The organism is Agromyces aerolatus (assembly GCF_031432255.1).
In the GTDB taxonomy this organism is placed as follows: domain Bacteria; phylum Actinomycetota; class Actinomycetes; order Actinomycetales; family Microbacteriaceae; genus Agromyces.
The window spans coordinates 458,448-476,915 of sequence record NZ_JAVKGQ010000001.1 but is presented as its reverse complement, the minus strand read 5'-3'; the positions used below and the strand labels follow the sequence as shown (position 1 = coordinate 476,915).

15 protein-coding genes are annotated in these 18,468 nt (G+C 71.4%); 4 read left to right on the top strand and 11 right to left on the bottom strand.

What is annotated here, in order from left to right; genetic code table 11:
* Nucleotides 1-57 precede the first annotated feature (57 nt).
* The 3 genes from RH864_RS02210 to RH864_RS02200 form a co-directional block, all read right to left on the bottom strand.
* Nucleotides 58-957 carry an anti-sigma factor gene (locus RH864_RS02210; protein ID WP_310515861.1) on the bottom strand — a complete coding sequence of 300 codons (900 nt, stop codon included), beginning with the start codon at nt 955-957 and terminating at the stop codon, nt 58-60.
* The gene (gene sigK / locus RH864_RS02205) at nt 954-1,532 is read right to left on the bottom strand and encodes an ECF RNA polymerase sigma factor SigK (RefSeq protein WP_310515860.1); all 579 of its coding nucleotides are present in this window, start codon (nt 1,530-1,532) and stop codon (nt 954-956) included. Before sigK ends, RH864_RS02210 begins: the two co-directional genes overlap by 4 nt.
* A 98-nt stretch (nt 1,533-1,630) precedes the next feature.
* Entirely contained in the window at nt 1,631-3,343 is a 1,713-nt protein-coding gene (locus tag RH864_RS02200) for a cytochrome c biogenesis protein CcdA (protein WP_310515859.1), read from the bottom strand.
* A 178-nt stretch (nt 3,344-3,521) separates the two neighbouring features.
* On the opposite strand from RH864_RS02200, the gene RH864_RS02195 reads away from it, so the two are divergent.
* The 3 genes from RH864_RS02195 to RH864_RS02185 all read left to right on the top strand — a co-directional run bounded on the left by RH864_RS02195 (nt 3,522) and on the right by RH864_RS02185 (nt 5,220).
* A complete protein-coding gene (locus tag RH864_RS02195) occupies nt 3,522-4,193 on the top strand; it encodes a fasciclin domain-containing protein (RefSeq protein WP_310515858.1) in 672 nt (223 codons plus the stop codon).
* A 78-nt stretch (nt 4,194-4,271) separates the two neighbouring features.
* Complete coding sequence (locus RH864_RS02190; RefSeq protein WP_310515857.1) at nt 4,272-4,679, top strand: DUF4383 domain-containing protein; 408 nt, start codon at nt 4,272-4,274, stop codon at nt 4,677-4,679.
* Nucleotides 4,680-4,689: 10 nt separating this feature from the next.
* A complete protein-coding gene (locus RH864_RS02185; RefSeq protein ID WP_310515856.1) occupies nt 4,690-5,220 on the top strand; it encodes a hypothetical protein in 531 nt (176 codons plus the stop codon).
* A gap of 99 nt (nt 5,221-5,319) precedes the next feature.
* Here RH864_RS02185 and RH864_RS02180 read toward each other — a convergent pair whose 3' ends face one another.
* From RH864_RS02180 to RH864_RS02170, 3 genes are all read right to left on the bottom strand, one after another.
* Entirely contained in the window at nt 5,320-6,324 is a 1,005-nt protein-coding gene (locus RH864_RS02180; protein WP_310515855.1) for a YihY/virulence factor BrkB family protein, read from the bottom strand.
* Between the two features lie 53 nt (nt 6,325-6,377).
* Nucleotides 6,378-7,397, bottom strand: coding sequence for an alpha/beta hydrolase (locus RH864_RS02175; protein ID WP_310515854.1), 1,020 nt, complete (start codon nt 7,395-7,397; stop codon nt 6,378-6,380).
* A 62-nt stretch (nt 7,398-7,459) separates the two neighbouring features.
* Entirely contained in the window at nt 7,460-7,951 is a 492-nt protein-coding gene (locus RH864_RS02170; protein WP_310515853.1) for a GNAT family N-acetyltransferase, read from the bottom strand.
* A gap of 267 nt (nt 7,952-8,218) precedes the next feature.
* Between RH864_RS02170 and RH864_RS02165 the strand changes: the two genes are divergently transcribed.
* Entirely contained in the window at nt 8,219-10,408 is a 2,190-nt protein-coding gene (locus tag RH864_RS02165) for a DEAD/DEAH box helicase (protein ID WP_310515852.1), read from the top strand.
* A 388-nt stretch (nt 10,409-10,796) separates the two neighbouring features.
* Here RH864_RS02165 and RH864_RS02160 read toward each other — a convergent pair whose 3' ends face one another.
* From RH864_RS02160 to RH864_RS02140, 5 genes are read right to left on the bottom strand one after another with little or no spacing between them, the layout of a single operon-like run.
* The gene (locus tag RH864_RS02160) at nt 10,797-12,614 is read right to left on the bottom strand and encodes an alkyl/aryl-sulfatase (protein WP_310515851.1); all 1,818 of its coding nucleotides are present in this window, start codon (nt 12,612-12,614) and stop codon (nt 10,797-10,799) included.
* A 56-nt stretch (nt 12,615-12,670) separates the two neighbouring features.
* A complete protein-coding gene (locus RH864_RS02155; RefSeq protein WP_310515850.1) occupies nt 12,671-13,342 on the bottom strand; it encodes a GAP family protein in 672 nt (223 codons plus the stop codon).
* On the bottom strand, nt 13,339-14,790 hold the full coding sequence (locus tag RH864_RS02150) for a DUF1254 domain-containing protein (protein ID WP_310515849.1): 1,452 nt from the start codon (nt 14,788-14,790) through the stop codon (nt 13,339-13,341). Before RH864_RS02150 ends, RH864_RS02155 begins: the two co-directional genes overlap by 4 nt.
* Nucleotides 14,791-14,814: 24 nt before the next feature.
* Nucleotides 14,815-16,500 (bottom strand): SulP family inorganic anion transporter, encoded by a 1,686-nt coding sequence (locus tag RH864_RS02145; protein WP_310515848.1) that lies wholly within the window; start codon nt 16,498-16,500, stop codon nt 14,815-14,817.
* Between the two features lie 18 nt (nt 16,501-16,518).
* The gene (locus RH864_RS02140) at nt 16,519-18,420 is read right to left on the bottom strand and encodes an alkyl/aryl-sulfatase (protein WP_310515847.1); all 1,902 of its coding nucleotides are present in this window, start codon (nt 18,418-18,420) and stop codon (nt 16,519-16,521) included.
* Nucleotides 18,421-18,468 lie beyond the last annotated feature (48 nt).

Sequence of the window (18,468 nt, the reverse complement as noted above, 5' to 3'; positions counted from 1 at the left end):
CCTGGCGAGTGTACCCGCCGGCGCATTTCGCGCGGATGTCAGCGGGCGCGGCATCGGTCAGGTCTGCAGGACCGCGATCGGCTCGGTGGTCGGCTGCTCGGAGCCGCCGGCCGGCTCGATCGTGATGCCCACGGCGGTCCCGGGATCGAACTCGCCCTCGAGGATGCGCCACGCGTCGGCGTCGCCGCGCACGTCGAACGTGCCGGCCGAGACGGGGCCGTCCTCGTCGATGTACCAGAGCTCGTACGTCCGTTCGCCGCCCACGTCGGGCAGGCCCGCCGCGCGGATCGCGCTCAGGCCCTGCTCCTCCGACCAGACGAGGGTCACCTCGCCGCCGTCGGCCGCCTCGATGGTCGCGGTCTGCGAGTCGGATGCCTCGGCCAGCAGCGCGAGCTCGCGCTGCGCGCCCCAGCCGTTCGGTCCCGGCCAGTTCACGCCGAATACGACGCCCGCGATCAGCAGCACGACCGCAGCCGCCGAGGAGATCGCGATCGCGAGCCGGCGGCGCGCGCGGCGCGCGGCCAGCTCGTCGACGGCGCCGCCGTCGGCGGTCTCGCGGTCGATCGGGCCGCCGCCGTCGGTGGGCGCGCCGGGCGCGGGGACGCCGGCCGTGGGCTCGCCGGCCGCGGGGACGACGGCCGCTGGGCCACCGGCGGCGGGGTCGCTCTCCGCGGGACGTTCCGGCGCCGGCCGCTCCTGCTCGACGTCGTCGAGCCGCGCGAACAGATCGGCCTTCAGGCTCGGCGGCGGCTCGACCGGGGCGATGCCCTCGGCCAGGTCTGCGGCCGTCGTGCGGAACGCCGCGACCTCGGCCTGCAGCTCGGGCGACGCAGCGAGGGCGCGCTCGAAGCGTGCCCGCTCGAACTCGTCCAACGCGCCGAGCGCGTAGGCCGGCGCGAGGTCGAACAGGTCGGCGTCGATGCGCGGCGACCGCTCCGAGTCATCCGCTCGGCTCACGTCGTCACCCCCAGCACCTCGCGCAGCCGGATCATGCCGTCTCGCAGCCGCGTCTTCACCGTACCGAGCGGAACCTGCAGTTTCGCTGCGATCTCGGACTGGGTGCAGCCGTCGTAATAGGCGAGCGCGAGGCACTCGCGCTGCGCCGCACTGAGGTCGCCGAACGCCGCGCTGACGCGCTCGTGCTCGATACGCACCTCGGCCGCGTCGGCGACGTCGTCGACCGGGACGCCCAGGTCGCGCACGCCGGCTTTCAGGTCGCGGTCGCGCGAGGCCTGTGCCGAACGCACGCGGTCGACGGCCCGGCGGTGCGCGAGCGTGAGCAGCCAGGCGACCGCGTTGCCGCGCGCGGGATCGAACCGTGCGGCGGTCTGCCAGATCTCGAGGAACACGTCCTGCGTCACCTCCTCGGCCTGTGCTGCGTCGACGAGGAGGCGTCGTACGAGCCCGAACACGCGGGGCGCGGTCTGGTCGTAGAGCAGGGAGAAGGCGCCTCGGTCGCCGCTCGCGGTCGCCACGAGCAGCTGTTCGAGGGTCCGAGGGCGGGAGTCTGGGTCGTTCCCGCGGTCCACCACGCGGGCAAGCCTGACAGGGAGCGCGCGGATCGGCTGCCCCTGGCGGGCCGCGAAGGGGTGTGGTAGCGCGAAGGGGGAGGGGCGCAGGACATGGGCGGTCATCCGAATGTGAAGGAGTAGGCGTCGACGCCGGGGGAGACGTCGACGGTGAGCGTGCCCGACCCGAGCGAGTCGGCCTGAACGAGGAGGTAGGAGCGCGGCACGCCCGAGACGTCGATGCGCGTTTCGCGATCGCCGTCCGTGACCGTGACCGTGCCCTCGCCGCCGAGCACCACGCGCACCTCGGTGGCGGTGTACTCGAGACGGACCGACGCGGGGGCGCCGGCGGGCGTGATCGACTGGGTGCCGAGCGCCCAGTCGCCATCGAGCGCGAACGAGTCCGCCGCCTGCTCGCGGGGGAACGCGAACGTCGTGGTCGAGCGGCGGTACCGCTCGTCGCCCGCGAAGTTCACCTGCTTCGTGGTGCCGAGGAACGTCTCAGGGGTCGTCGACCCGAGCGTCGGGGTCTCGTCGTCGATCACGGTCGGCGCGGGGAGCGTCGCACCCGGGTTCGCATCCTCGAGCAGCTCGCGGATGAGCCGCTCGGTGCGGTCGTAGTGCCCCTCGCCGAACGCGATGTGCCGCACGGTGCCCTCGGCGTCGATGAGGTAGTGCGCGGGCCAGTACCGGTTGCGATAGTTGGTCCACGTCGCGAGCGAGTTGTCCAGGCCGACCGCATACTCGATGCCGAAGTCGCGGATGCCGGCCTCGACGTTGCGCGGCTCCTTCTCGAACGCGTACTCGGGCGAGTGGATGCCGACGACCGTCAGACCGGCGTCGCGGTACGCCTCGTCCCACGCGACGACGTGCGGGATCGAACGCTGGCAGTTGATGCACGAGTACGCCCAGAAGTCGATGAGCACGACCCGGCCGCGCAGGTCCGCGAGGTCCACGGCTGCGCCGTCCGCGGTGTTGACCCAGGCGTCGATGCCCGTGATCGAGGGCGCGGTTCCGCACGACTCGAGCTCGGGAGCGCCGTTCGTGCACTGGTCGAGCTCGCGGTTCTCGTCGTTGACGAGTCCGCCGAGGTTCAGCGCCTCGGTCACCTCCTCTGACCCCGCGATCTGCTCCTGCAGCTGGGCCGTGTAGTCGGGCACGAGCCGCTGCAGCACCTGCGGCAGGTTGAACGCGAGGCCGACCGCGAGCGCGATCATCACCACGCCGCCGGTGATCCGGATGCCCCGCTGCCGGCGCCGGAACGCGGCGAGCCGCTCGGCCATGCGGCGGCCGGCGAGCGCGAACGCGAGCAGCGGTGCCGCGGCGCCGATCGCGAACGACAGCGTGAGCACGACGGTCTCGACGCCGATGCGGCCGGTCGAGCCCGCGACCGTGATCGCCGCGAGCACCGGTCCGGCGCACGGCACGTACACCGCGCCGAGCGCGAGCCCCAGGCCGAAGCCGCCGCGCTCGGTGCCGACCGCCTTCCGCGGGATCCACGCGAACGGCTTCTCGAGCAGCTCCTCGAACCGCGGCACGATGAGCCCGATGCCGATCAGGGCGAGCACGACGAGCCCCGCCCACCTGAGCACATCCTGCGGCAGGCTCAGCAGCCCGAGCAGCAGCGAGCCGACGAGCGTCACGAGGCTGAAGCTCACGACGAGGCCCGCGATGACGAGGTACGGGCGCCACCGGCTCGCGAGCGGCTGCGCCGCATCGCCCCGCGCGCTCTGCGCGCCGCCCGACAGCAGGATGACCGGCAGCACCGGCAGGATGCACGGTGAGATGCCGGTGATCAGACCGCCGGCCAGGCCGATCAGCGCGAGTGTCAGCACGGGTTCCTCGTTTCGTGGGCGTCACCTGTGGTTCGGAGCCGGGGCCGGTTCCGATTGGACGAGCCGATCGGCCGGCCGCGGGCGAGGCATCCGTCATCGGGTTCCAATCCGTCGGGCTGAGGCCTCCGAACCCCTCGCAACGGCCCGCTCCCGGGTCGCGCCAACGAAGGAGAAGATCATGCGATCGTTCCGAACCCGCAGCACCCGCACCGCGCTCGCCGCACTCTCGATCACCGCAGTCGCCGCGCTCGGCCTCGCCGGCTGCAGCATGGGCGACTCGTCGACGGAGAGCGAGGAGCCCACGATGAGCGAGGAGACCATGCCCAGCGAGGAGGCTGCCATGGAGACCGATCCCGCCGCCGACCTCGTCGGCGCCGGCTGTGCCGCCTACGCCGAGCAGGTGCCCGACGGTCCCGGCTCGGTCATGGGCATGTCCCAGGACCCGGTCGCGGTGGCGGCCTCGAACAACCCGATGCTCACGACGCTCGTGTCCGCGGTGTCGGGCGAGCTCAACCCCGACGTGAACCTCGTCGACACGCTCAACGGCGACGAGTTCACGGTGTTCGCGCCCGTCGACGACGCGTTCGCCAAGATCGACCCCGCCGTGATCGAGTCGCTGAAGACCGACTCCGCGACGCTGACGTCCATCCTGACCTACCACGTCGTTCCGGGTCAGCTCTCGCCCGACGAGGTCGTCGGCATGCAGACCACCGTGCAGGGCGGCACCGTCGAGGTGACCGGATCCGGCGACGACCTCATGGTCAACGACGCGATGGTCGTCTGCGGCGGTGTCCACACGGCGAACGCCACGGTGTACCTCATCGACACGGTGCTGATGCCCGCGATGTGATCGTCCCAATCCGTTCGGCGCATCCGCTCCGAACCACCACCAGGGCGCGGCATCCGTCGCGCCACCAAGGAGGAGATCATGCGTAACTCACCCAACCGGATCGTCGCCACCGTCTTCGGCGCCGTCTACGTCCTCGTCGGGCTGCTCGGCTTCGCCGTCACCGGCGGCGTCGGCTTCATCGCGACCGAGGGCGGGCTGCTGCTCGGCATCTTCGAGGTGAACCCGCTGCACAACGTGGCGCACCTGCTGATCGGTGGCGCGCTGCTCATCGCGGGGCTCGCGAACGCGCGAGCGGCGAAGGTGACGAACACGGTGATCGGTGCGGCGTACCTGCTGCTCGGCATCGTCGGCTTCTTCATCGCCGACACGGGGGCGAACATCCTCGCGCTGAACACCGCCGACCACTTCCTCCACCTCGCGAGCGCGCTGGTGCTGCTCGGCGTCGGCCTCGGTGCCGAGCGCGGGGTCCGCACCGCCGCGGCGTAAGGAGCCGATCGTGGCCCTCAGAGACCATGTGCGGAGCTGGCCGATGCTCGCCGCCCTCGGCGCCGGGCTCGTCCTCACCGCAGTGGCGGCCGGCGCAGGGGGCTACGCCGGTGCGGTCCTGGTCGGGTGCGGCGTCGCCGCACTCGGCCAGGGCGTTTTCGGGCTCCGGTCCGGCCGCGTCGTCGCGCCGGCCACGACCCTGGGCGGATGCCTCGGGGTGCTCGCCGGCTCGGCGGTCGTCGTCGTCACCGGCAGCGCCGCGGTGCTCGGCGTCGCGGTGATGCCGCTCCTCGCCGCCGACCTGTTCGTGCTCGTGGTCGCGTTCGGCGCGGCCGCGGACCTGCGCGCGCGCCGCGTCCCCGCAGGGACCCGAAGCGGGGGGCGCGAGCGGCAACGGCGGCTGCCGATCGTCGGCATGCTCGTCGGCGCAGCACTCACCGCCGCGCTCGCGACCCCCGCGCTCGCGGCGACCGAGGCCGGCGACTCCGCGGTGCCGCACGGCCAGCTGCACGGCGACCTCGGCGGCCACTCGGGCCACTGACCGTCGTTGGTCGAGTAGCGAAGCGTATCGAGACCGTCGCCCGGTCTCGATACGCTCGCTGGCGCTCGCTACTCGACCAACGAGCGGGTTGCGGAGCGGCTACAGGCCGTCGACGGCGGTGTCGGGCTTGAGGTCGGCCGAGGCGCGGATGTCGGCGTTGCGTTGCTCGCGGTTCTTCGCAAGCATGCGGTCCTCGCGGAGCGGCAGCTGCAGTCGTTCCTCGGCGGCGATCCCGGCGCGGAGCTGCCGCACCCGCTCGACCTCCGAGTCGAGCACCGCGCCGAGCATGATCGCGACGTTCGACAGCCACACCCAGAGCAGGAACGCCACCGCGAACCCGAGCACCCCGTAATTGCGCTCGTACGTGCGGAAGCCGACGACGTACCAGCCGAAGAGCGCCGTGGTGATCAGCCAGGTCGCGAGCGCCGCCGTCGCCCCGACGCTCAGCCACCGGAAATGGCGGCGCTTGACGTTCGGCGTCGCCCAGTAGAGCACGGCGATGAGCGTCGCCATGAGGATCGCCGCGACCGGCAGCTTCGCGATGTCCCACCAGAACACGACGCCCTCGTCGAGCCCGACGCCGCGCGCGACCGTGTCCGCGATCGGGCCGGAGACGATGAGCAGGACCGCGACGGCCGAGGCCAGCACGAGGACGATGGCGGCCACGAGCAGCATCGCCGGGCGCGACGTCCAGAAGGGCCGCCCCTCCTCGACCCCGAGCACGCGGTTCATTCCGCGACCGAACACCCCGAGGTATCCGGACATCGCCCACAGGGCCGCGCCCAGGCCGATGATCAGCGCGAACCAGTGGTGCGACGCCGTGAGCAGTTGCTCGACCGGGTCGTCGAGCGCCGTCACGGCCGACTCGCCGCCGAGGTCGGAGATCACGCGCAGCACCTCGCGCGTGACCTCTTCGGCGGTGCCGAAGGCGCCGAGGAGGGCCAGTGCGGCGAGCGTCGAGGGGAACACCGCGAGGACGGCGTAGTAGGTCAGCGCCGAGGCGATGTCGACGGCCTGATTGATGCGGAACTCGTGCCACGTGCGCACGAGGATCAGGCGCCACTCCGAGCGGGTGATGGCGGTCGGGGAGTCGTCGTCGGGCACACGAGGATGATCGCAGCTCGCGCGGCGCCGGTCGAGCGCTTGTGCACCCGGGCTCAGGCGAGGTAGGTGTGCAGAAAGGTCGCGACCCGCGCGCGCATCGCCTCGTCGAGGATGCCGATCGAATGGTCTCCGCCCGGCACCACCGCGAGCTCGACCGGCACGCCCGCGGCGCGCAGCGCCGCCGCGTAGCCGAGCGACTGCGCGAGCGGGATCACCTCGTCCTGCGCGTGGCCGATGAACACGGGCGGGTCGCTGGCATCGAGATGCGTCGCCGCCGAGGCATCCGGCGCGAGCTCGCAGTCACCGGTGACGATGACGGATGCCTCGCAGCCGAGGTAGGCCGCACTGATCGCCTGCAACCAGGTCGACGACCCGGCCAGCGCATCGAGCGCGACCGGACCCGAGAGCTCGGCGACCGCGGCGACCCGGGCGCCGCGGTCGGTCGGGCCGTCGCCCACCGCGCCGATGAGCGCCGCGAGGTTGCCGCCGGCCGATCCGCCGAACACGCCGATGCGGCCCGGGTCGATCCCGAACCGGTCGATCTGAGCGGCGTCGCGCACCCACTCGACGGCCAGCGACACGTCGTCGAGCTGGGCGGGGAAGGTCGCGTCGGGCACGAGCCGGTAGTTCACGGATGCCGCGACGAACCCCTCGCTCGCGAGCCACAGGCAGACGTTGCGCCAGTCGGCGTTGGCCTTGTCGCCACGCGCCCAGCTGCCGCCGTGCACCGAGACGACCGCGGGGAGCGCGCCGCGAAGGTTCGCGCCCACCGAGGCCGAGCTCGGCCGGCAGACGTCGAGCGTGAGCAGCGTGCCGTCTTCGCGCGTGCCGTACTCGAGATCGGCGTCGACCAGGAGCCCGGCGGGCGGGGTGAACGTGCGGATGCCGATGATCTCGCCGGGTACGACCTCGCTCGCCGCCTTCGCGGCACCGGGGTCGATCTCGCGCAGCGCGGGATGGAACGCCGAGAGCGCGCCGGTGATCGCCAGCGCGGCGGCGACGGCCGCGGCGGCGAGGAGCCCGCGGCGTCGTCGCCAGGGCCCGCTGCCGCCGGAGTGAAGGGAACGGGACACGGGGGCTCCGGATTCGGGGGTGCTTGATGCTACCTCAGGTCCGAGCCGTTCGTGGATGCGGGTCAGGGACGGGGTTCGCCGAGGTCCTTGGCCATGCAGACGCTGTACGGCTCGCCGACATATTGGCCGAAGGCCGGGATGCGGCGGTACCCGTGCTTGGCGTACAGCGCCTGCGCCGGGAGGTGGAGCGTGCCGGTCTCGAGCACGATCTGCCGCAGGCCCCGCGACGTGGCATCCGTCTCGATGGCCTGGAGGAGCCGGCCGGCGACGCCGCGCCCGCGCGCCGAGTCGGCCACGAACATGCGCTTGAGCTCGGCCGAGCCGCTCGCGACCGCGACGTCGTCGACGAGCGCCGCGATGCCGAGCGCCGCGCCGTCGCCATCGCGCGCGACGAACACCCGCACGCCGGGACGCTCGAGCTGCGACACATCGAGGAGGAAGTTCGCCTCGGGGGGATAGCCGAGCGACTGCGCATACGTGGTGCTGCCCTCGAGCAGACGCTCGATCTCGGGCTGGCGGGGCGGTTCGACCGCGACGGACACGGGGTGGTTCACGCGCCGAGCGTACGCGGCCGGTGTTACGCGGTCATTTCCTGAGGTGAATTCTCAGGCGGCGTCGGGTAACGTGGTCGAGTCGGTCTTGGACACCGCGGAGTGCCGCGGATGGGTTTGTGAGTCCTGAGGGCCGGTTTCGTAGCAATTTGGCTGCGGATAGTCACCGTATGTGAACGGCCCCGGTCGAGGATTGCCCGGGTTCTCAGGCGTGCTGCACTGCGCACGTGCGTCTGCCATGTACACGAGTACAACCCAGGAAGTTCCACCATGCCGAAGAACAAGAAGCCCGCCGGCGGCAGGCCCGCCCGCAACTTCGACCCGTCGTACGCGAAGAGCTCGCGCACCAAGCCCGGGCAGAAGCCCGGGTCGCGCAGCGCGGGCCACCGCGGCTACCGCCCGGACGAGGCTGAGGCGCCGCGCAAGGCGCGGTGGACCCGCGACGAGCGGGTCGCCGGCGGCCGTGCGCCGCAGCGTGCCGGGCAGGGCGACCGCGACGAGCGTGCACCCCGCGGGTTCGACGACCGTGACGACCGCGGTGGTCGCCGGTTCGACCGCGACGACCGTGGCCCGCGTCGGTTCGATCGTGATGACCGTGCGCCGCGTCGTGATGGCGACGAGCGTCCGGCTCGCCGGTTCGACCGCGATGACCGCGCGCCGCGTCGGTTCGATCGTGATGACCGTGCGCCGCGTCGTGATGGCGACGAGCGCCCGGCTCGCCGGTTCGACCGTGACGAGCGGGCGCCGCGTCGGTTCGATCGTGACGACCGTGCCCCGCGTCGGTTCGATCGTGACGACCGTGCGCCGCGTCGCGACGGCGACGAGCGCCCGGCTCGGCGGTTCGACCGTGACGACCGTGCCCCGCGCCGGTTCGACCGTGACGACCGTGCGCCCCGCCGGTTCGACCGCGACGACCGCGCGCCCCGCCGGTTCGACCGCGACGATCGCGCGCCCCGCCGGTTCGACCGTGACGACCGCGTGCCACGCCGCTTCGAGGACCGCGGCGAGCGTGCCCCTCGCAGGTTCGACCGCGACGAGCGCCCGAGCTTCCGCGCCGAGGAGCGCCGCCCCTCGCAGTTCTACCCGGCGAAGGACGAACGCCCCCGGTTCACGCCCGAAGACGACGTGGTGCTCGAGCGGCTCGAGGCCCAGGCCATCCAGGCCGATGAGGTCGACGGCGTCGGCTTCGCCGACCTCGGGCTCGGCGGCAACATCGTCCGTGCACTGAAGGACCTCGGCGCCGAGTCGCCGTTCCCGATCCAGGCCGCGACCATCCCCGTCGTGCTCGAGGGTCGCGACGTGCTCGGCCGTGGCCGCACCGGCTCCGGCAAGACCATCGCGTTCGGTGCGCCGACCGTCGAGCGGCTCATGAAGCTGTGGGCCGAGCAGGGCAAGTCGGGCGGCAAGCGCCAGATGGGCCGCGCGCCCCGCGCGCTCATCCTCGCGCCGACGCGTGAGCTCGCGCTGCAGATCGACCGCACCGTGCAGCCCATCGCGCAGTCCATCGGCCTCTTCACCACGCAGGTGTACGGCGGCGTGCCGCAGGCCCGCCAGGTCGGCGCGCTGCGACGCGGCGTCGACATCGTGATCGGCACGCCCGGTCGTATCGAGGACCTGCTCCGCCAGGGCCACCTCGACCTGTCGCAGATCCAGATCACCGTGCTCGACGAGGCCGACCACATGTGCGACCTCGGGTTCCTCGAGCCCGTGCAGCGCATCCTCCGCGAGACGAGCGAGGGCGGCCAGAAGCTGCTGTTCTCGGCCACGCTCGACACGGGCGTCGCCGCGCTCGTCGACGAGTTCCTCGTCGACCCCGCCGTGCACGAGGTCGCCGGCGAGGACCAGTCCTCCGGCACGATCGAGCACCGCGTGTTCGTGATCGACAACCGCGACAAGCGCGACGTCGTCGCGCAGCTCGCGAGCCGCGACGGGAAGACGCTCGTGTTCTCGCGTACCCGGGCGTTCGCCGAGGATCTGACCGATCACCTCGAGGACTACGGCATCCGTGCCGTGGCCCTGCACGGCGACCTCAACCAGTCGCGCCGCACGCGCAACCTGCAGCAGCTCACGAGCGGCCGGGTCGACGTGCTCGTCGCGACCGACGTCGCGGCCCGAGGCATCCACGTCGATGACATCGACCTGGTGATCCAGGCCGACGCGCCCGACGAGTACAAGACCTACCTGCACCGCGCCGGCCGCACCGGCCGCGCGGGCAACGCGGGCCGGGTCGTCACGCTCATCCCGCGCAACCGGCAGCGTCGAATGAACGACCTGCTCGACCGTGCCGAGATCGACGTGGACTTCGAGGACGTGCGTCTCGGCGACGAGCTGCTCAGCAACCTCGGACCGGTCGAGCTCGCGGTCGCCGAGGTCGAGGAGACCGCGGTCGACGAGGTCGTCGCCGAAGCCGAGGCGGTCATCGCCGAGACCGAGTCCGACGAGGCATCCGCCACCGTCTGATCGCGCGCATCGCGAAGGGGCACCCGATCTCGATCGGGTGCCCCTTCGTCGCACCCGCCAATCCCGTCTTCGCTGTTCAGGAAGTTCGACGCGACACGCCGTCCGCGAGCACACGACGCGCCGCCGAGGCATCCGATCTTCCTGAACAAGGAATGGGGGGGCGTGCCGATCACCGGTCGAATCGTCGCGGGTGCCCTTCGTCGTACTTCTCGCCGATCGCGACGGCAGCCCGCGTCACCACACCACTCCTCGGCCCCCTGTTCAGGAAGTTCGACGCGACACGCCGTCCGCGAGCACACGACGCGCCGCCAAAGCATCCGATCTTCCTGAGCAAGGAATGAGGAAAGGGGTGGTGACGCGGCGCTGGCGCGCCTCCTCGACCAGCGGGTTATGGCGTGACGATGTCGAAGTCGGGGTCGGGGTCGCCGAGCACGCCGACCAGGCGCTGCAGCACGGCGAGATCGCCGGTGTGGTCGAGCTCCTCCGCCCGGCCGCCCGCGAGCAGGCCGAGCAGCTGCGGCTTGGTGAGCCGCAGCTCGAGGTCGGCGTGGTCGTTCGCCGGCGCGTCGGGCTCGACGATCAGGGCACCGTTCGACAGCGTCGTGCGGTAACGCGTCTCCGGGAAGACCCAGTCGATGCTCAACCGTTCATCCCACGCCCGCGGACCGTCGACGCGGATCGCGATCGTGTCGAAGATCTGGTCGATCGTGAGCGCCGCGGCCATGCCGGCACCGGGGGCGATCGCGGTCTTCAACACCCCGTTGCGCAGCTCATGCGCGCCGACGAGGTAGAAGTTGCGCCAGGTGCCGTTCTCCGCGCCGTATCCGAGCTGTTCGAACACGTCGGCGAGCGCGCGTTTCGCCTCAGCCGACCCGGGCTCGGCGAACACCGCGTGACTCAGCAGCTGCGCGGCGAACCGCAGGTCACCGGCGGCGACGTGCTCGGCGGCCTTGGCGAGCGTCGCGTCGAGCCCGCCGATCGCGTCGACGTACGCGGCGCCGGCCTGCTCGGGCGGCAGCTCCCAGAGATGCGCCGGGTTGCCGTCGAACCAGCCGAGGTAGCGCTGGTAGACCGCCTTCACGTTGTGGCTCACCGAGCCGTAGTACCCCCGCGCGTGCCAGGCGTTCTCGAGCGCGGGCGGCAGCGTGAACTGCTCGGCGATCTCGGGTCCGGTGAACCCGACGTTGAGCAGCCGGAGCGTCTGGTCGTGCAGATACGCGTACAGGTCGCGCTGACCGCTGATGAACTCCACGATCGCGTCGGTGCCCCAGGTCGGCCAGTGGTGCGACGCGAACGCGACGTCGGCGTCCGCGGCGAACAGCCGTATCGCCTCGTTGAGGTAGCGCGACCAGCCGCGCGCGTCGCGCACCTCGGCACCGCGCAGGGTCACGAGGTTGTGCAGATTGTGCGTCGCATTCTCCGCGAGGCACAGTGCACGTCGGTCGGGGAAGAAGAAGTTCATCTCGGCGGGAGCCTCGGTGCCGGGCGTGAGCTGGAAGACGATGCGGACCCCGTCGAGCGTCTCCTCCTGCCCCGTCTCGGTGATGTCGAGGGTCGGCGGGAGCAGCGACACGGTCCCGGTCGAGGCCGTGAGTCCGAGGCCGGTGCTCACGAGCCCTTCCGGTCCCGCCGGCAGCGCGGCGCCCGTGTGGTACATCCCGCGGCGGAACATCGCCGTGCCCGCGTAGACGTTCTCCGACACCGCGTGCTCGAGGAACCCGGCCGGGGCGACGATCGGGATCTGCGCCCCATCGGGGACGACCCCCTCGACCCCGCCGAAGTGGTCGACGTGCGAGTGCGTGTAGATCACCGCGGTGACGGGCCGGTCGCCGCGGTGCGCCCGGTAGAGCGCGAGCCCGGCCGCGGCCACCTCGTTCGACACGAGCGGGTCGATGACGATGACGCCCGTGTCGCCCTCCACGATGGTCATGTTCGACAGGTCGAGTCCGCGGACCTGGTAGATCCCGTCGGTGACCTCGAACAGCCCATGCTTCTGCAGCAGCTGCGACTGCCGCCAGAGCGACGGGTTCACGGTCGCAGGCGCGTCGGCCGACAGGAAGGCGAACCGTTCGGTGTCCCAGACCACATCGCCGTTCGCGTTTCGGATCTTCGGATCCTCGACGGTGCCGATGAATCCTCGCTCGACGTTCTCGAAGTCGGTGCGGTCGGCCCAGTCGAGGCCGGGGTGTTCGTCGATGAAGCCCATTGCAGATCTTCCTTCCTTCGGCCGGCCGTGGCCGGTTCTGGTCGCTGGGCGGGCGGTCAGAACGCGGCGATGCCCTTCCCGATCACGGCGACGCCGATGACGAGCAGCAGCACGGTCATGATGGTCGCGTTGTTGTGCACGAGCCACACCCGCAGCGACTCGAGCGGGCCCGCGAGACGATCGGATGCCACGAGGTAGGCGACCACCGGACCGAGCACGGTGATCGCGGCGATGAGCACGAACACGACCGCGACGACGACGATCTCACCCACGGCGAGCCCCGCCGTCCCGAGCTCGACGCCGGCGCTCGCCGCGAGCAGGAGGTTCTTCGGGTTGATCGCGGCCAGCGCGAACCCGAGCAGGAAGCCCCGTCCGGTGTTCATCTGGTCGATCGCGTTCATCCAGGCCGGCAGCGCGGGCTGCTCACCCGGCTTCGGTCGCCCGCGCCACTGGCGGAGGGCGAGGAACAGGAGCAGCACGCCGAGCAGCAGTTTGATGGCGCCGGCGATGGGCTTCGAGGCATCCGGATCGGCCTGCGGGAGGATCGCAGCCAGCAGGATGAAGACGACGAGCGCGACCACGATGCCGACGACCCAGCCGGCCAGGAAGCCGACGCTCGTGCCCCTCGCCTTCGGCGAGAGCAGCATCAGGATCGCCGCGATGATCGGGATGGGACTGATCGCGACGCCCAGCGCGAGGGGCAGGATGTTCCCGATCGCGCCGGTCACGCTGCAGCCTCCCGCACGAGCTCGGGCAGCCGCCAGCTGCCGTCGAACCAGGGTTCGAGCGGGCCGTACAGGCGGAACATCGGGAACCAGCTCTTCCCCGGCACCGTCTCGACCCAGTTCGACTCGCGACCTTTCGGCGCCGTGGGCCCGAACCAGAGCACGAAGCTGCCGTCCTCCTCGGCCTGCACGGATCCTTCGAGACTCGACAGCGACGGGTACGGCGTCGAGGGGATCTGCAGCAGCGACCGGGTCTGCGTGTCGTACAGGTCGATCGACCAGAAGTTCTTCGCCGGCGGCTCGGCGGGGATCCGCAGCGAGTACGTCGCCGCCCCGTCGAGCACGTGCCCGTCGGCGTCTTCGGCGGTGTACGCGTAGGCCGACCCGGCGCCGACCTGGGCGTGCGCCATCGCCGGCGTGATCACCGTCGCGAAATAGTGGAACTGGGTGCGGGCGTCGAGCAGCCTCGCGCCGTTCCGCAGGAACTCGAAGCTGCCGCCAACGAACGCGTTCTTCCACGAGTTGCCCGCCCAGAAGAATGCGGCGGGATCGCGCGGCCGGTACACGAGGGCGCGGGAGATCGCGGCGCCGAGCCGCGCACCCTGGTCGAGGAGGTCCGCACGGTGCTCGTCGGGGGAGAACGGCTGCCCGTGCACGATCCCGAGCGCCGCGAGCTGCCCCGTGCGCTCTTCGTCGAGCGCCTCCACTGGCTCCTCCTGCACGAGCTCGTCGATCTCGCGGAAGAACTCGAGGTCATTGGAGTGGACGGTGTTGATCCGCGCGTCGGCGAGGTTCAGGAACACGTTCTCGCGGGGTGCATCCGCCTCGGCGAGTGGGTAGATGCGGGTCTGCTTCATCGCGGGCACCCCGCCGAGTGCGCGCAACACCACCCAGTTGGTGAACGTCGGGCTCTCGAAGGTGAAGTACCCCTCTGGCCGGTCGCCGGCGTAGCCCGGCGGCAGGAAGAGGTACTTCCCGCCGACGCCGTGATCCGGCCCGGCGATGCCCATGTCGGCGACGTACCGGAACCAGAAGTCATCGACCACGCAGAGCGACTGAGGCGGCGCCTCGATCACGGTCGGGCCCCAGGCGCGGAGGTCGAGGAAGGTCGTGCCGTAGGTCGTCTCGGTGTTCGGCGTGAGGTAGATGCCGCCCGAGTTCGCCCGCGGATCGGTGAAGCCGATGACCTCGGGGCCGGTCACGCCCGCGGCTCGGAGGCCGCGCCGCAACGCGACGAGCGACGCGCCGGGCACGGCGTTCATGAACGCTTCGGCCGCGCGAATGAGGTCGAGGGCGTCGAAGAGCGTGGCGGTGCCGGCGTCGCTCGGCACGCCGTCGAAGAACTCGAGCCGGCCGAACGGGGTCGCGAGCGCGTCGGGCAGGCCCACCCGCCCGACCGCTTCGGCGAGCTCTTCGCTGCTCATACTGGTGGCCGTCTGGTCGTCTGCCATGTCCTCATTCCCCGTTCTCGTGGTTCAGGTGCCGTGTCGATCGGTCGGATCCTGCTCCGCCTCGTCTGCGAGGGACCGCAGCGCCGCGCGGTTGGTCTCGGAGACGGGGCGATCGCCGAGCAGGCCCAGGTGTTCGAGCCGTGCCCTCGCGTCAGGACGCACCCGGCTGAACGAGAGCTCGATGCGCTCGCGGTCGAGCCACGCGAGGAGCGACTCGAAGCTCTCAGCGCCGGTCACGTCGACGTCGGTCACGGCCTCCATGTCGATCACGACGTGTCGCACCGGGCCGTGCCCGGCATCGCTGGCGGCACTGACCGCGCGCTTGACGGCGTCGGCGAAGACCGAGCTGTTCGCGAAGAACAGCGGCGCCGCCAGCCGGATCACGATCACACCCGGAGCTGTGACCGCGCCGCTCGGCGCCCGGTCGAGCAGGGAGTCGGTGGGTTCGCCGCCGGCCTCGAGCACGTCGATCGCGGGGTTCGCGGCACGCTTCGCGAGGTTGATCAGCGCGAGCACGAACGCGACCAGGATGCCGGGGATCGCCCCGACGAACAGGGTGACGAGGAAGCAGGCCGCGCCCACCGCGAACTCGAACCGGTCTTGCCGCCACAGCGTGGCGAAGTCGCGGATGCCGAGCAGCGGCAGGATCGCGACGCCGACGATCGCCCCGATCGCGGGTGAGGGGATGTCCGCGAGCAGCGCGGTGCCGAAGAGGAGCAGGAGCAGGGTGCCGACCGCGAGCACGAGCGACGGCAGCTGCGTGCGCGAGCCCGCCTGGTCCATGGCCGCGGTGCGGGACGTGGAGGACCCGACCGCGAAGCTGCCCGAGGCGCCGGCCGCGACGTTGCCGAGCCCGAAGGCGAACAGGTCCCGGTTCGGGTTCGTCGCATACCCGCGTCGCTCGCCGTACGAGCGCGAGACCAGGAGCCCCTCAGCCGTCGTCACGAGCGTGAGCGCGATGGCCGATGGGATCAGCACGAGCCAGGTCGACCAGTCGATCACGGGCCAGGTGAGCACGGGCGGCCCGGCGGGAACCTCGCCGAGCACGTCGACGCCTGCGTCGTCGAGGTCCGCGACGACCACGACGATCGTGCCGACGATGAGCACGACGAGCGCCCATGGCACGGCGGGCAGCAGCCGCCGGCCGCCGAGCAGCACGGCCACGGCGAGGACCGAGATCGTGAGCGATACGAGGTTGGTCGTGCCGATCCCGGTGACCAGGCCGGCGACCTTGTCGACGAACTCGCCGCCGGAGTCGATGTGGACCCCGAGCATCTTCGCGATCTGGCTGACCAGGATGTCGAGGGCGAGGCCGCCGACGAACCCGACGAGGATCGGCTTCGACAGGAAGTTCGCGAGGAAGCCGAGCCGGAACACGCTCAGGAGGATGAACAGCACGCCGCAGATGATCGCCTGCGCCATGGCGAGCGTCGCGTAGTCGGCGGTGCCCGCCGCGGCGAGCCCGCCGATCGAGCTCGCGACGAGTGCGGCCGCCGCCGCGTCAGGTGAGGCGACGAGCTGGCGGCTCGACACCGCGAGGGCGTAGATGACGGTCGGCACGATGAGGGCGTACAGTCCGGCGGTCGCCGGAAGCCCGGCGATCTGCGCGTAGCCGATGTTCAGCGGGATGGCGATCGCCAGCAGGGTCACGCCCGCGGTGAGCTCGCGCACCACGTTCCGCCGGGTGAGCCCGGCCAGCGGTGGCTGCACGCGCGGCGGCATCGCGGCCTACGGCGTCACGATCGCGAAGTCGGGGTCGAACTCGTCGAGCACCCCGGCATAGGTGTCGAGCACTCCGCGGTCGCCGTCGAGCGCGATCCTGCCGGCGTCGGCGAGCTTTCCGGCGGCGGCGGGCTGGAGCAGGACGCCGACGAGGTCGCCTTTCGGCGCGCTGACGGTGAGCTGCGCCGCGGCGGATGCTCCGGGCCGGGCATTGAGCACACCGTTCCGTACCCACATGGTCCATGTCTCGTCCGAGTCGGTGAACCTGAGATCGATCCGCACGTCGACCTCGGCGGCGCGGGGCCCGTTCACGTGCACCGCGGCGAAGTCGAACAGGATGTCGAGCGGCATGGCGAGGATCGTGTCGGGGCTCGCGGTCGCGAACGCGGCGGGCGCGATGCCCTCGCGCAGCTCGCGCGCGGCGGCGAGATAGATGCCGCGCCACTGCGGGCCCTCGACCTGATAGCCGAGCTGCTCGTACGCGTCGGCCTGCAGCCCCTTCGCCTCGGTGTCGTCGGGCCTCGCGAAGACCACGTGGTGCAGCACCTGCGTCGCCCAGCGGTAGTCGCCCTCGGCGATCGCACGTCGGCCCTCGTCGACGAGCGCATCGCGGCCGACGAGCGCCAGGTAGCGCTCGGCGGTGTCGACGGGGGTGTGCGGGTGCAGTGAGACGGGGTCCCCGTCCCACATGCCGAGCTCCTTGGTGAACACCGCACGCACGTCGTGGTGCAGGGTTCCGTGGTAGCCGCGGTTGAACCATTTGCGGCCGAGCACGTCGGGCAGCTCGACGACCTCGGCCGCCTCGAGCGGCGTGTAGCCCTGGTTCGCGAGCCGGAGCGCCTGGTCGTGGATGTACTTGTACGTGTCGCGCTGCGACTCGATGAACGCGACGACCTCGGCGTTGCCCCACACGGGCCAGGTGTGCGGGCCGTAGTGCACCTCGACGTCGTCGCCCCAGCGCACGAGTGTCTCGTCGAGGTAGCGGGCGAAGTTGCGCGCGTCTCGAGTGCGCGCGCCGCGGAGCGTCTGGATGTTGTGCAGGCTGTGGTTGGCGTTCTCGGCGCACGTGAGCGCCTTGAGCTCGGGGATCCAGATGTGCATCTCCTCCGGCGCCTCGGTGTCGGGCGCGTAGAGGAACTCGAACGTGAGCCCCGAGATGACCCGGCGCTGGCCGGTCTCGGTGATGGGATCGGTCGGTGAGAGGTAGGAGACCTCGCTGTTCGCGGCGGTGGCGATGCCGATGCCGGCGGTGATGGTGAGATGGTCGCCGTGCCCGATGAGGCTGCCGAACGCGTAGCCGGCGCGGCGGGACATGGCGTTGCCCGCGACCACGTTCTCGCCGATGGCGTAGGTGTCGAAGGAGGCGATCGTGCCGGGCGCGATGATCGGCACGCTGCCGTCGGCGACTCGCGCGGGGTCGACGACGCCCTTCACACCGCCGTAGTGGTCGACGTGGGTGTGCGTGTAGATCACGGCGACGACCGGCTTGTCGGTCACATGCTCGCGGAGCAGCTCGAGCGCCTGGCGCGCCGAGTGGACGTTCGCGCTGCAGTCGATCACGATGACGCCGTCGTCGCCCTCGACGAACGTCACGTTCGCGATATCGGTGTTGCGCACCTGGTAGATGCGGTCGACGACCCGGTACAACCCGGCCTTGCGCATGACCTGCGACTGCCGCCACAGGCTCGGGTTGACCGTCGCCGGAGCGTCGCCCTCGATAAAGTCGAAGTCCGCCAGGTCGACCGAGACCTTCCCGTCCCCGGCGGGCACGACCCCGCCCGGGATGGGCGCGATGAAGCCCCGATCGGCGAGATCGAAGTCCTCGGTGTCGTCGAGCGCGTACCGTGCCCGCGCCTCCTGGTTCGCCCGCGTCGTGAACGCCGACGCGTCCTTCGGCTCGTACCCCATCTCAACCCCCGGTGATCGGTGGACGTTGCGTTGACCGGCGCTGCGCTC

What these genes read in the sequence shown, in the direction of transcription:
- RH864_RS02195 (WP_310515858.1), top strand. Translation starts at nt 3,522, where the DNA reads ATGCGATCGTTCCGAACCCGCAGCACCCGCACCGCGCTCGCCGCACTC.
- RH864_RS02190 (WP_310515857.1), top strand. Translation starts at nt 4,272, where the DNA reads ATGCGTAACTCACCCAACCGGATCGTCGCCACCGTCTTCGGCGCCGTC.
- RH864_RS02165 (WP_310515852.1), top strand. Translation starts at nt 8,219, where the DNA reads ATGCCGAAGAACAAGAAGCCCGCCGGCGGCAGGCCCGCCCGCAACTTC.
- RH864_RS02160 (WP_310515851.1), bottom strand. Translation starts at nt 12,614, where the DNA reads ATGGGCTTCATCGACGAACACCCCGGCCTCGACTGGGCCGACCGCACC.
- RH864_RS02150 (WP_310515849.1), bottom strand. Translation starts at nt 14,790, where the DNA reads ATGGCAGACGACCAGACGGCCACCAGTATGAGCAGCGAAGAGCTCGCC.
- RH864_RS02140 (WP_310515847.1), bottom strand. Translation starts at nt 18,420, where the DNA reads ATGGGGTACGAGCCGAAGGACGCGTCGGCGTTCACGACGCGGGCGAAC.